The 12583-nt window shown below is 66.0% G+C and carries 9 protein-coding genes; 2 read left to right on the top strand and 7 right to left on the bottom strand.

From position 1 onward, the window contains the following. Positions 1-3: 3 nt before the first annotated feature. The 7 genes from IFE19_RS11400 to IFE19_RS17655 all read right to left on the bottom strand — a co-directional run bounded on the left by IFE19_RS11400 (position 4) and on the right by IFE19_RS17655 (position 8374). A complete protein-coding gene (locus IFE19_RS11400; protein ID WP_207822406.1) occupies positions 4-1935 on the bottom strand; it encodes a S9 family peptidase in 1932 nt (643 codons plus the stop codon). 147 nt (positions 1936-2082) lie between these two features. Next, positions 2083-3300, bottom strand: a complete 1218-nt coding sequence (locus IFE19_RS11395; RefSeq protein WP_207822404.1) for an RtcB family protein — start codon at positions 3298-3300, stop codon at positions 2083-2085. Positions 3301-3585: 285 nt separating this feature from the next. Continuing rightward, entirely contained in the window at positions 3586-4812 is a 1227-nt protein-coding gene (gene mnmA / locus IFE19_RS11390; protein WP_225910256.1) for a tRNA 2-thiouridine(34) synthase MnmA, read from the bottom strand. A 142-nt stretch (positions 4813-4954) separates the two neighbouring features. Continuing rightward, a complete protein-coding gene (sciP, locus tag IFE19_RS11385) occupies positions 4955-5239 on the bottom strand; it encodes a CtrA inhibitor SciP (protein ID WP_207822402.1) in 285 nt (94 codons plus the stop codon). Between the two features lie 186 nt (positions 5240-5425). After that, on the bottom strand, positions 5426-6868 hold the full coding sequence (gene flgE, locus IFE19_RS11380; RefSeq protein ID WP_207822400.1) for a flagellar hook protein FlgE: 1443 nt from the start codon (positions 6866-6868) through the stop codon (positions 5426-5428). A gap of 55 nt (positions 6869-6923) precedes the next feature. Further along, a complete protein-coding gene (locus IFE19_RS11375; protein WP_207822398.1) occupies positions 6924-7625 on the bottom strand; it encodes a flagellar hook assembly protein FlgD in 702 nt (233 codons plus the stop codon). Positions 7626-7627: 2 nt separating this feature from the next. Beyond that, positions 7628-8374 carry a flagellar hook-length control protein FliK gene (locus tag IFE19_RS17655; RefSeq protein ID WP_225910255.1) on the bottom strand — a complete coding sequence of 249 codons (747 nt, stop codon included), beginning with the start codon at positions 8372-8374 and terminating at the stop codon, positions 7628-7630. 1154 nt (positions 8375-9528) lie between these two features. Here IFE19_RS17655 and flgK point away from each other — a divergent pair. Together flgK and IFE19_RS11360 are read left to right on the top strand one after the other, a co-directional pair. Further along, positions 9529-11643 carry a flagellar hook-associated protein FlgK gene (gene flgK / locus IFE19_RS11365; protein WP_207822396.1) on the top strand — a complete coding sequence of 705 codons (2115 nt, stop codon included), beginning with the start codon at positions 9529-9531 and terminating at the stop codon, positions 11641-11643. Beyond that, positions 11640-12560: a flagellin gene (locus IFE19_RS11360; protein WP_207822394.1), complete on the top strand. Its 921-nt coding sequence runs from the start codon at positions 11640-11642 to the stop codon at positions 12558-12560. Before flgK ends, IFE19_RS11360 begins: the two co-directional genes overlap by 4 nt. Positions 12561-12583: the final 23 nt, after the last annotated feature.

The raw sequence follows: 12583 nt of genomic DNA, 5'->3' as shown, positions 1-12583 counted from the left end.
GCCCTAGTCGGCCTTGCGGACGTAGCGGTTGAGGAAGGCCAGATAGGCTTCCTGGGCGGTGATGCGGTTGGCGCGGCGCTGGAAGCCGTGGCCCTCGTCTGGGAAGACCACGTACTCGACCGGCACATTGTTGGCGCGGACCTTGTCCACCAGTTCGTCGCTCTCGACCTGAAGCACGCGCGGGTCGTTGGCGCCTTGCACCACCAGAAGCGGGCGGCGGATCCTGTCGGCGTGGAACAGGGGCGAGATGGCGCGGTGGCGTTCGGCGTCCACCGCCGGGTCGCCCATCTCGTCGTACAGGGCCACGCGCTGCGCGCCCCACCAGGCGGGGATGGATTGCAGGGTCCGCACCCAGTTGGTCACGCCGAAGATGTCGATGCCCGCCTCGAACTTCTCGGGGTGGAAGGCCAGGGCCGCGGCGGTGATGTAGCCGCCGTAGGAGCCGCCCATGACGGCGACCTGATCGTCGGCCACCCAGTCCTGGGCGCGCAGCCAGTCGCCGCCGGCGACGATGTCGCGCAGGTCGGCCTCGCCGTGTTTCTTGTCGTCCATGTGGAAGAAGGTCTTGCCGTAACCGGACGAGCCTCGGTTGTTGGCCCCCAGGACCGCATAGCCGTGATTGACCAGGTGCTGGACCATGGCGGAATAGCCGCGCCGCGTCTGACCGCCCGGGCCACCGTGGACCAGGACGACCGCCGGGGCCGGGTTGACGGCCGAGGCGCCCTTGGGCCGGTAGAGGACGGCTGGGACCATCACCCCGCCTTCGCCCGGGTAGCGGACGATGGTGGCCTCGACTAGATCGCTTTCCTTGATGGCGGGGTTCAGGGCCGAGGTCAGGCGGCGCGCCTGTCCGGTCGACAGATCGGCGACGAAGACGTCAGCGGGCGAGGTGTCGGACACGACGGTGAAGGCGGCCAGGTCCGCGCCGGGATCGAAGCGGACGCCGGTGATGTCGCCCTGCGGCAGGCCCGTCAGGCGGACAGGGGCGCGGGTCTGCGCATCCTCGATGGTCAGCTCGGTCGAGGCGTCGGCGTTGACCGCCGTGACGCGATATCGGCCGTTGGGCGAGAAGGCGACGTACATGACGTCCCAGTCGGCCTGGGTCGTGCGGTTGTGCGCCTTGTTGGCGATGTCATAGGCGTAGGCCTGGCTGAACTCGCCGTCCTGGTTGCTGGTGTAGATCAGGGTCGCGTTGAAGGGGCCGAAGCCGCTGACGTCATAGGCGACGTCGCCGGCGTGCTCGGTGATCAGGTGGGGCGCGCCGTCCGCCGATAGGTCGGCCAGATAGATGTCTGAGTTGGCGCTGGTGTGCGACTTGGTCAGGGCGACCAGCCGACCGTTTCCAGAGACGGCGGCGACGTCCATGCCGGGGTTCTGGAACACCAGCTTCCGCTCATAGGTGACGGCGTCATAGGCGTAGAGGTCGAAGACCTCGGCGTCGCGCTCGTTGCTGATGAGCCAGAACGTCTGACCGTCGTCGCTGAAGCCGACGAAGCCGGCCTTCAGCTTGTCGCCCGGCGTCAGGTCGCGCAGCGTCCCGTCGGTTTCGCGCACATAGATGTGGGTCAGTTCATTGCCGCCCTGATCCGCGGCCACCAGAACGCGGCGTCCATCGGGGAAGTAGCTCTGGGCGAAGGTGGCGTTGGCGGTCGAGGCGGTCAGCGGCACGGGATCGCCGCCCGCGACCGGCAGGGCGTAGGCGTTGAACACACCCGTCTTGTCCGACGAGATCAGGATGTGGCTGCGACCTTCGGAAAAGGCCAGACCGTCCGGGTTGGCCATCGAGAAGCTGGTCGTCTCGAAGAACTGAGCGGCGGTGTAGGGCGCGACGGCGGCGGACGCGGCCAGCGCGGGCGCGGCCGGTTCGGTCGCTGCGAGGGCAGGGTCGGCGGCGGCGAGCGCCAGGACGGAAACCATGCAGGCGAAGGAGCGCATTCTGAGCCTCGTGGGGTGCGTGATGACCTTTGGAGGCTTCACCATGCGCATATGGATGCGCTCTGTCGAAATCTTAATGAGCGTCGTTCTGTCACGCCGGGCCTGGAACGACGAAAGCCGGCCGCGCTTGCGCACGACCGGCTCCCGTCATCCCTTGACGCACACCACCTGACGCAGGGTGTGCACGACCTCGATCAGGTCGGCCTGGGCGGCGATGACGGCGTCGATGTCCTTGTAGGCCATCGGCGTTTCATCGATCACCTCGGCGTCCTTGCGGCACTCGACGCCTTGGGTGGCGCGGACGTGGTCTTCTACCGTGAAGCGGCGCTTGGCCTCGGTCCGGCTCATGGCTCGCCCGGCGCCGTGCGAGCAGGTGCAGAAGCTGTCCGCATTGCCCTTGCCGCGCACGATGAAGGATTTCGCCCCCATCGATCCGGGGATAATGCCCAGCTCGCCGTCCTTGGCCGACACCGCGCCCTTGCGGGTCAGGTAGACGTCCTGGCCGAAGTGCTTCTCCTTCGAGACGTAGTTGTGGTGGCAGTTCACCGCCTCCTGCGTCGTCGTCAGATCGGGCCAGATGGCCTTCAGAACGCCCAGCACCTGCTCCATCATCACCTCACGGTTGGCGCGCGCGTACTTCTGCGCCCACGACACCGCCCGGACATAGTCGATGAAGCCCTCCGTCCCCTCCGGGAAGTAGGCCAGGTCCTGGTCCGGCAGGTTCAGATGCCAGCGACGGGCTTCGTACTTGGCCCGCTCGATGAAGTAGGTCCCGAAGCGGTTGCCGACCCCGCGCGAACCCGAGTGCAGCATGACCCAGACGTCGCCCGCCTCGTCGAGGCACAGCTCGATGAAGTGGTTGCCGGTGCCGAGCGTGCCCAGGTGGCCGAAGCCGCGCGGGTGGCCCGCCTTGGGGTGCCTGTCCACCACGGCGTCGTAGCCGGGCTTGAGTTCGGCCCAACGAGTCGCCGCCGAGGCCGGCGGTTCAACCGCCCAGGCGCCCTTGTCATTGCGTCCGCCGTTGTCGGTGCGGCCGTGCGGAACGGCGGCCTCGATGGCGGAGCGGATGCCCGACAGGTCGTCCGGCAGGTGCTCTGCGCGGATCGAGGTCCGCACCGCCATCATACCGCAGCCGATGTCCACGCCCACGGCGGCGGGGATGATGGCCTTCAGCGTCGGGATCACCGAGCCCACCGTCGCGCCCATGCCCCAGTGCACGTCGGGCATGACCGCGACGTGCTTATGGATGAAGGGCAACGAGGCCACGTTCTTCAACTGCTTCAGCGCCGCATCCTCGATGGGCACGCCCCGGGTCCAGGCCTTGATCGGCACGCCCGGGCTTTCGATTACGTCATAGCCACGCATGGCCGACGTCTCCTCTCCTGTCTGTGATCCTCCTGGACCGGACGGAGGGTTTCGCTTGCACAGACAAGAAACCCCTCCGGCCGGTGGCGGGAGGGGTTGCTGGAAAACCGAAGTCGAAAGACCGCCGGCTCTTCTACATCCCTCCCACGCACGCGCCTTTGCCTTCGACCGGCAGGCGGTCGACGGTCATGGGCCGTTGCGAAGGGTGAATATTGAAGAACATGGGTTTCTCGATTTCGGAGCGGGGCTTCTACACGCGGCCGCGGCGTCCGCCAATCCCGAAAATCAGACAGCGACCGCCGTTGTGCTGCTGATGAAGCCGCCGCCGAGGACGCGGTCGGGATCGGCCGGGTCGTAGAGGGCGCAGGCCTGGCCGGGGGCGACGCCTTCTTCGCCTTCATCGAAGACGACGGAGATGATGTTGTCGTCATCGAGGGATAGACGGGCGGGGGAGGGCTGGCGGGTCGAGCGGACGCGGGCCAGGACGGGGGCGCCGTCGCGGGCGGCTTCCTCGATCGTGGCCTGGTCGCCGAGCCAGTTGGTTTCTTCCAGCGCCAGGCTGGCGGTCAGCAGGGCTTCGCGCGGGCCGACGATGACGCGGCGGTTGTCGGGGTCCAGCTTGGTGACGAACAGGGGCTCGCCCACGGCGACGTTCAGGCCCCGGCGCTGGCCGATGGTGTAGTCGGTGATGCCGCCGTGCGTGCCCAGAACCCGGCCGTCCATGTGGACGATCTCGCCGGCCTCTCGGCCTTGCGGACGCAGGCGGTCGATCAGGGTGCGGTAGTCGCCGGAGGGGACAAAGCAGATATCCTGGCTGTCCGGCTTGGCGGCGATGCGCAGGCCCAGGGCTGCGGCCACACCGCGCACCTGGGGCTTTTCCAGATCGGCCAGGGGGAAACGCAGATAGTCGAGCTGATCCTGGGTCGTGGCGAACAGGAAGTAGGACTGGTCGCGCGAGTGGTCGATCGCCTTACGCATCTGCGAGCGATTGCCGACGGCGGCGCGGCGGACGTAGTGGCCGGTGGCCATGGCCTCGGCGCCCAGGTCGCGGGCGACGTCCAGCAGGTCGCGGAACTTGACCGTCTGATTGCAGCGGATGCAGGGGACCGGGGTCTGGCCCTTGAGATAGGAATCCGCGAACTGGTCGATCACGGCGTCCTTGAAGCGGCTTTCGTAGTCGAGGACGTAGTGGGGAATGCCGATGAGCTCGGCGGCCAGGCGGGCGTCGTGGATGTCTTGCCCCGCGCAGCAGGCGCCCTTTTTCTTGAGCGCCGCGCCGTGGTCGTAGAGCTGGAGCGTGACGCCGACCACATCATAGCCCGCCTTGGCCAGCAGGGCGGCGACGACGGTGGAATCCACCCCGCCCGACATGGCTGCGACCACGCGCGAACCGACCGGCAGGCCGACGGCCTGTCGCGCGCTCTCGATCGCGGCGTCCATGTCGGCGGCGCCGGACATGGGGGCGATGGTCGGAACGGGGCAAATGTCGTCAGCCAGGGTCATCGCCGCCATATAGAGGTCCCTGAGTTCGATTTCGAGGCATGGGCCGGAAATCCGTGGGCGGTGCGGAACGCAGGAACGACAAAGGCCGCCTCCGTCACCGGAAGCGGCCTTTATCCTTGGGCCTGTCGCGCTGCGCGCTACTTGAGGCCCATCAATCCCGGTAGCTCTGGATGCGCGTGGTGCGCAGGCCTTGCATGCCCCATTTGTCGATCGCCTGTTGCCAGGCGATGAATTCCTCTGCCGTCAGGCGATACTTCGCCAGGGCGTCCTCCAGGCTGATCAGACCGCCGCGAACGGCGGCGACCACCTCGGCCTTGCGGCGGATCACCCAGCGGTTGGTATCCGCCGGCGGCAGATCCCGCAGGGTCAGCGGCGTGCCCGTCGGGCCGACCACATATTGTTCGCCTCTACTATTAAGGCGTCGCTCTTGCAGCATGGGCTTAAGCCTCTTTCACCACCACCATCGACGCGTACCCTAGGACGCCCCCCGCTAAGGGGCGTTTAAGCGTCGTGGTGAAGGAATGGCTAAGACGCATCCTCCGTCCCCGGCGCATGGACGGCGCCGGAAACGAAGGATTCATCGAGTCTAACGGAGGCTTACTCATCGATTCCGGTTGGTCGATCAGCGCTTGATGTTGATCAGCTCCGCCAGCATCTCGTCGGCGGTGGTGATGATCTTGGATGAGGCCGAGTAGGCGCGCTGGGTGGTGATCAGGCCTGTGAACTCGGTCGACAGGTCGACGGTCGAGGCCTCCAGTTGCTGCGAGCCGAGCAGGCCGGCTCCGCCCGTGCCGGGGGCCTTCAGGTTGAAGGTGCCGGAGTTCTGGCTGACCCGGAAGGCGTTGCCAGACACCTCGGTCAGGCTGTCGGCGCTGGGGAAGGTGGCCAGGGCGACCTGGGCGATCTTGCGCATCACGCCGTTGTCGAAGATGGCGGTGACGAAGCCGGTCTCGTCAATCTTGACCTCGCTCAGGTTTCCGAAGGCGGTGCCGTTCGTATAGGTGGCCTGGACGATCGACGTGCTGTCGTACTGGGTCAGGCCGCCGGCGGAGGCGTTCAGATCGAAGGCGATGGTCTGAGCCGCGATGCCCAGCGAAGGGTCCCAGGTGCCGTCCAACGTTCCTGGCGTCGTGCCGTCCGATGCGCCCAGAGTGATGCTGGCGGCGGTGGGGTCGTCAAACAGGCCGGTGCCGGCTGCCCATCCCTGCATCTTCGCCACGTCGAGGCGGCCGTCCTGGGTGAAGGCGATGCGCCCTGACCTCAGCAGGCCGTCCGTATTGGTCACGGTCCCCGCGGGCGCGCGAATTTCCGCATACCATTCGTTGGCGGTTGCGCTCTTCAGGAAGGAAACCGTCACGTTCCGCTGACCGCCCTTGGAGTCGGACACGGGAATGGTGATCTCGAAGTCCGGCTTCACCCCGACACCCGTATCGGGGTCCCATTGCGCCATCGAGTTGGTCGTGGCGTTGTAGGCCAGCGGTCCGGGAGGAACCAGGGCGGCGTCCTTGGCGGCGTCAGAGACGGTCTGACTGGACTTGAGGTTGGCGTTCAGACCGACTCGGGTGGTCGGCTCCGCCGCGCCGCCGACCGAGCCGACATTGATGGTGCGCAGGCGGCTCATGTCCGAAGGATCGCTGTTGACGACCCCGTCCGCATCGACCGGCCAACCCTGCAGGTAGAGACCGGATGTATTCTTGAGGTAGCCCAGATCATCGATCTTGAAGGCGCCGGCGCGGGTGAACAGACGCGCATCCGACAAGGTCAGGTTCTCGGACTTTTCGGTGACGACGAAGAAGCCCTGACCCGAAATGGCCAGATCGGTGCCCGAGGTCGTACGCTGCAATTGACCGGCCTGGCTGATGAAGTGCCGCGCGGCCGCCTGGACGCCGCCGGCCGAGTAGCCGACGCCTTGCGTCTGTGAGTTCACGACGGTGGAGAATTCGGTCGAGGCGCGTTTGTAGCCGACCGTGTTCACGTTCGCGATGTTCTGGGAAATCGTCGACAGGGCCGCGGCGTTCGCGGTCAGGCCGGACACGCCGGCCAGCATGGCGCCATTGATGCTCATGACTGGGCTTCCTTACGAGAGAATGACGAAAGAATGAGAGAGGGGACGCGTGTCATCAGGCGTTCCCTGCGGGGGTTTCGGGCGGCGTGGTCGCCGCCTTTTGTTCTTCCAGCGCGATCAGGCTGGTGACGGGCATGATGGAGTTGCCGATGGTGACGAAGGCCTTGCCGTCGTACATTTCGACGCCGGTGACACGGCCGCGGATGATGACCTGGCTGTCCACATCCTTGCCGGCGCCATCCTTGGCGATGACCTTCATGGTGTAGACGCCGCCGTCGTCGACCTGACCGCCGCCGGTGGTTTTGCCGTCCCACTTGAAGTCATGCATGCCGTTGGTCTTGGCGGGGGCGTCGCCGCTCCAGACCACCTTGCCGCTGGCGTCCAGAACCTGGATCGTGGCCGAGGCGGCGTTGCCCCCCAATTCGTAGCTCCAGTTGGCCTCGCCGTCTTCATAGCGGGTTGTGGACCAGACCGCCGTGGCTTCCTTGCCGATGTACTGAGCTGCGCCGGTGAGACCGTCGCCCTGTTGGGCCTGCAACAGGCTGTTGAGCAGGGTATTGGTCAGCAATTGCTGCTCGACGCCGGCCATCTGGGTCAGCTGGGCCGTGAACTGGTTGGAATCGACCGGCGACAACGGGTCCTGGTTTTTCAACTGGGCGGTCAGAAGCGACAGGAAGGTCTCGAAATTCGAGGCCAGCATGGTCGAGCCGGTGTTGATCTTGCCAGCGGCTGCATTGGAAGAGACGGCGTCAACCATCGTCAGACTTTCAGATCGACGCGATCAGGCGTCAGTGAGAGTGAGGTCCAGGCTCCAGGCGGCGGAGCGGCGAGGTCGGCCTCGACGGCCAGGCGTGCGGCGCCGGCGAAGGCGCGACGGTCAGGGGCGCGGTCGAAACCGCCGCCGCCGCCAAAGCCGGACGATGGATTGCGTTCGGCGAACTCCAGCGAGTCTTGCGACAGCTGGAAGCCCGCCTCTTGAAGTTGACGGCGCAGTTCATCGGCGCGAGCGCGCAGATCGGTCGCGGCGGCCGGATTGTCGAAGGCCAGACGCGCGGTCAGGCGGCCGTCGGAATCAATGTCCATGCTGACGTCGACGTTGCCTAGACCCTCGGGCGTCAACACCATGTCGAAGCGGGTTGAGCGGCCGTCCAGCTTCCTGATGATCTGGGCGGCGATCTGGGCCGTGGTCTCGATCGTGGCGCGAGACAGCATCGACAGACCTAGGTCGCGGTTCGCGGCCGGAGCACCGGTCTGGCTTTCCAGAGGCGGCGGGGCGGGCGCCGCCGCGTCACCATCAGTCGGCACGGAAACTTCGCCGGGAGCAGCGGGAACGGCGGCCGGTTCGTCGCCGCGCGCGGGGGACGAGGCGAGACCCGTCGTCAAGGCGGGGCTGCTCGATGTCGTGGCTTCCGGCGTGCTGCTGACGTTGGAGGTCTGGGCGTCGTTCCCCGCGGTCACCGCTGCGTTGGACGGGCGATCCTCGCCGCGACCTTGTGGATCACGCAAGCGGAGGGGGGGCTGCGGCGCCGTCGGAACAGGGAGAGTGGAAGCTGATGCGTTCGTGGTCGTCTGAGGCGCGGCGGCTGGAGATGACTCCGACGCCTCCACCGACACGGTGTCGGTCGCATCCGTCGCCGCTGCATCGATGTTCGGTATCACGGCGGCCGTCGCTCGGCCGGCCGCAAGGGCGGCGGCTAGCCCTGTTGACGAAACGGGCGGGGGCGTCTGCGTCGTCTGGACAGGGGCGGCTGAAGTCCGGGTGTCTGTAGACGCTGCCGGTTGTTCCTGGTTCGACGCCGGGCGTTCGGGCGTGTCGGCCTGAAGTCCCGTCTGCGAGGGCGCGATGGGTTTTTCTGAACCGGAGGCGAGAACCGGAGACGGCGCCTCAACATCGACCGTCGGGGCCGCGGTGTCCGGGGACGGTGCGGCGAGGAGGTCCTGGGAAACCTTGGCGGCCAAGGCTTCATCCGACGCCGGCGCATCTGATTCCATCTGGGGGATCATGGGCGCAAGCACGGGTATCGGCGGCCAGGCCGGTGCTACAGCGTCAGCAAGTGAAGCCTCCGTGTCGGAGACGTCGGCGTCCAGCGACATCGGCGAAGACGCCTCAATCGGGGCGGATGGGATTGCTGTTGAGTCCGCCGCTTCAGAAAGGTCGGCCACCAGGCTCGCGAACAGGGCGCCGTCGGTCGTCGTGTCTTCAGACATGCCGGCGCCCGCCGCTGTCGAGGCGGCGGGGAGGATGACGGACATGACGCTTTGTGCGGACATGGGCGCAGGGCGGCTTTCAAGGGATCGGCGCCTGCTGCGCCCGGGCTATTCGACAGGCTCTTCGCAAGCCTTGGGCCAGATGTGTCGCTCCTTGTTATACTATTGAAATAGAAGAATTTTCTATCGTTCTGTCGGCGCATCCAGTTGCGGCCAGGTCGGCCCTTCTTGCCGCGCCGCTACGCTTTTTGCCGGGTGAGCCCGGCGCCGCCCGGCGTGGCCCGCGATTTGCCACTTGAGGAACGAACGCACAGAGGCTGAAAGTCTATGTTTATGAAAATCAATGGGTTGGCCAGAAGGCTGAACCGGAAAGCCGGGCAAGATTTGCGCGCAGGCCAGCAAGGCTTGCCGGGCGTGACCGTGCCGGTGGTCCCGTGCGGGGGGGGCTGCTGATGTCGCTCAGCTCGATCATGAACAACGCCACGTCGGGTATGAGTGCGGCCCAGACGCAGTTGCGGGTCATCTCGGACAACGTCTCGAACATCAACACGCCCGGCTATATCCGCAAGATCGCCGACCAGAAGTCCTATGCCAACCAGGGCGTCGGGGCGGGCGTCGAGATCGCGCGCATCCGTCTGGCCACCGACCGTTTCCTGCAGGCTGCCAGCCTGAACGCCGGCGCGGAGGCCGGCCGTCAGAACGTTCGCTATGAACTGTATGACCGTATCCAGTCGTTGTTCGGTGATCCGGGCGCGGACAGTGGCTTCTTCTCGCAGATCGACAGCATCTTCTCCGCCTTCGCCGCCTCGGCCGAGAACGCCACATCTGGGCCTCTGCGCCAGGACGCCATCTACAAGACCCAGGCCCTGTTCGATGAGTCCGCACGCATCGCCAAACAGATCCAGGCGGTGCGAGAGGACGCCGATGGCCGCATCCAGAGCGCGGTCGAACGCGCCAATAGTCTGCTGGAGCAGATCGAGAAGCTGAACGTCGAGATCGCCAAGGCCAAGGTGGTCGATGCCGACGCCACCGGAGCGGAGACGGCGCAACAGACCCTTGTCAATGAGCTGTCCGGGCTGATTGACGTGCGTATCACCACCCGCTCGGTCGGCGGGATCGAGATCCGCACCGGCGCCGGCATCCTGTTGGCGGGGCAGGGGGCGGCCAGGCTGGATTACAACCGTGCCGGCGCGGTGTCGTCCGAGACGAATTTCAATGAGATCTGGGTCACAGAACCCAATGGCCAGAAGAAAGCCCTGTCTGAAGGTCTGAGCTCCGGCGAGATCAAGGGCTTGATGGAGCTGCGGGACATCGAGGCCCCCGCTGCGGCCGACCGTCTGGCCGAGTTGATGACCCGGCTGGCGGACGAATTGAACCGGGCGCACAACGCCTCGTCGTCGGTTCCGGCGCCGACGGTTCTGAACGGCCGCAATGTCGGGCAGTCACTGGAAACGGCGCTGGCCGGCTTCACAGGCAAGACGACGGTGACGATCGTCAACGACCAGGGCGTGATCCAGAACCGGGCCGAGATCGATTTCTCGGGCGGGGCGATCACCATCAACGGCGTGGCGACCACGCCAGCGAACTTCCTGTCCGCGCTGAACGGCCAACTGGGCGGCGCGACGGCCAGCTTTGCAGGCGGGGTGCTGAGCATTAACGCTGGCGGAGCCAATGGCGTGGCCATCGCCGACGACGCCACGACGCCGAGCAACAAGGCCGGACGTGGCTTCTCGCATTACTTCGGCCTGAACGACCTGGTTTCGACTGACCGCCCTGCGCTCTATGACACTGGTCTGACGCCGGCTTCTCTGCATGGCTTTCCGACTGGCGACGCCCTGACCTTCCGGTTCACGGACGGCGCGGGTACCAAGATCCGCGATATACCCATCACCGTTCCCTCCGGCGCCGGTACGGTGGCCGAGCTGTTGACGGCGTTGAATGATCCGGTGACCGGAGCCGGTCGTCAGGGGACGTTCAGCATGAACGCGTCGGGCGAACTGATTTTCACCGGGCGCGGCGATCCGCCGCCGACCCTTTCGGTGCTGGAGGACCGTACAACCCAGGTTCCGTCCGGTGTTTCCATGAGCGAGCTGTTTGGCCTGGGGGGTGTGCGTGCCTCCCGCGCGGACGGCTTCACGGTGCGCAGCGACATCGCCAAGGATCCGGCGAAGCTGGCCCTGGCGCAATTGAACCTGGGGGCGGCCGCCGGTACGACCGCGCTGAGCAAGAACGACGGGCGCGGCGCCCGTCTTCTGGCGGGCGCAGATCAGACCGCGGCGGCCTTCTCCGCCGCCGGCGGCGCGGCCAGCGGCAATATGTCGGTGTCGCGTTACGCTTCAGAGCTGGCCGGGGAGATCGGCGGCAAGGCCACCATCGCCAAGAACCGGGCGACCAGCGCCCAGACCCTGTTCACCGAGGCGACCGGCAGGCGCAATTCGGTCGAAGGGGTCAACATGGACGAGGAACTGGTGCTGATGACGACATATCAGCAAGCCTTTAACGCTTCGGCGCGCCTTATCCAGGCGGCGTCGGAAATGTACGACACGCTGATCGGAATGGTGCGATGAACCGCGTAGCGACATTCGGAAATTACCAGTCGGCCTTGATGCATCTGATGGCGGCGCAGTCGCGCGGCGAGGAAGCGCAGAACAAGGTCAACACCAAGAAGAACGCCACAGACTTGGTCGGCTTTGGGCGCGGATCCGAGACGATCAGTGCGATGAAGTCCAGCCAGACGCGAATCCAGGGCTTCATCGACACTGCAAAGACGGTGGCCGATCGTCTGACGACCCAGGATCTGGCCATGGACCGGGTGGCCGACGCCGCCACAGCCGCCCGTCTGGCCATCGCCAACGCCATTGCCGCAGGGCGCCTGGACGGCCTGATGTCAGAGCTGGAATCTCAGTTCCAGATCGCCCAGGACGGGCTGAATGTGAAGCACCAGGGCAAGTATCTGTTTTCGGGGGGCTCGGTCGACCAGCGCTCGGTGGAGGTCGCCGACCTTTCCGCCCTGACGGCCCTGCCTGCGACGGCCGACGCCTTCAAGAACGATCAGCTCAAGCAGACGTCGTGGCTGGATGAGACCGTGACCATGGAGACCGGATTCCTGGCCAGCGATATCGGCCAGGGCCTGTTCGATGTTTTCCGCGACGTTCAGGCCTTTCATCAGGCCACGCCGTTGACCGGTCAGCTGACTGACGCTCAGCGCGCCTTCCTGACAGCCCAGATGAATCGCTTCGAAGCGGCGGCCAAGGGGATCGTCGAGATCCAGGCGCAGAACGGCGCCAAGCAGAATCGCGTTGAAACCCTGATTGAATCGCAGGAAACGCGAAAAATCTCGATCGACACCATCCTGTCAGGCAAGACTGACGCCAACATGGCGCAGGCGGTGACCGAGCTGGAAATGGCGCAGATCGCGCTTCAGGCTTCGGCCCAGGTGGTCAGTCAGCTGCGTCAGGTGTCGTTGCTCGATTATCTGCGCTGACGATTTCGGCGCGGCGCTACGCT

Source organism: Brevundimonas pondensis (assembly GCF_017487345.1).
Taxonomy (GTDB): Bacteria; Pseudomonadota; Alphaproteobacteria; order Caulobacterales; family Caulobacteraceae; genus Brevundimonas; species Brevundimonas pondensis.
The sequence above is the reverse complement of the archived record's forward strand: the minus strand, read 5'-3'. Positions and strand labels throughout refer to the sequence as shown.

Excerpts from the sequence above, each read along its gene's own strand:
- IFE19_RS11400 (WP_207822406.1), bottom strand. The coding sequence starts at position 1,935 with ATGCGCTCCTTCGCCTGCATGGTTTCCGTCCTGGCGCTCGCCGCCGCC.
- IFE19_RS11395 (WP_207822404.1), bottom strand. The coding sequence starts at position 3,300 with ATGCGTGGCTATGACGTAATCGAAAGCCCGGGCGTGCCGATCAAGGCC.
- mnmA (WP_225910256.1), bottom strand. The coding sequence starts at position 4,812 with ATGGCGGCGATGACCCTGGCTGACGACATTTGCCCCGTTCCGACCATC.
- sciP (WP_207822402.1), bottom strand. The coding sequence starts at position 5,239 with ATGCTGCAAGAGCGACGCCTTAATAGTAGAGGCGAACAATATGTGGTC.
- flgE (WP_207822400.1), bottom strand. The coding sequence starts at position 6,868 with ATGAGCATCAATGGCGCCATGCTGGCCGGCGTGTCCGGCCTGACCGCG.
- IFE19_RS11375 (WP_207822398.1), bottom strand. The coding sequence starts at position 7,625 with ATGGTTGACGCCGTCTCTTCCAATGCAGCCGCTGGCAAGATCAACACC.
- flgK (WP_207822396.1), top strand. The coding sequence starts at position 9,529 with ATGTCGCTCAGCTCGATCATGAACAACGCCACGTCGGGTATGAGTGCG.
- IFE19_RS11360 (WP_207822394.1), top strand. The coding sequence starts at position 11,640 with ATGAACCGCGTAGCGACATTCGGAAATTACCAGTCGGCCTTGATGCAT.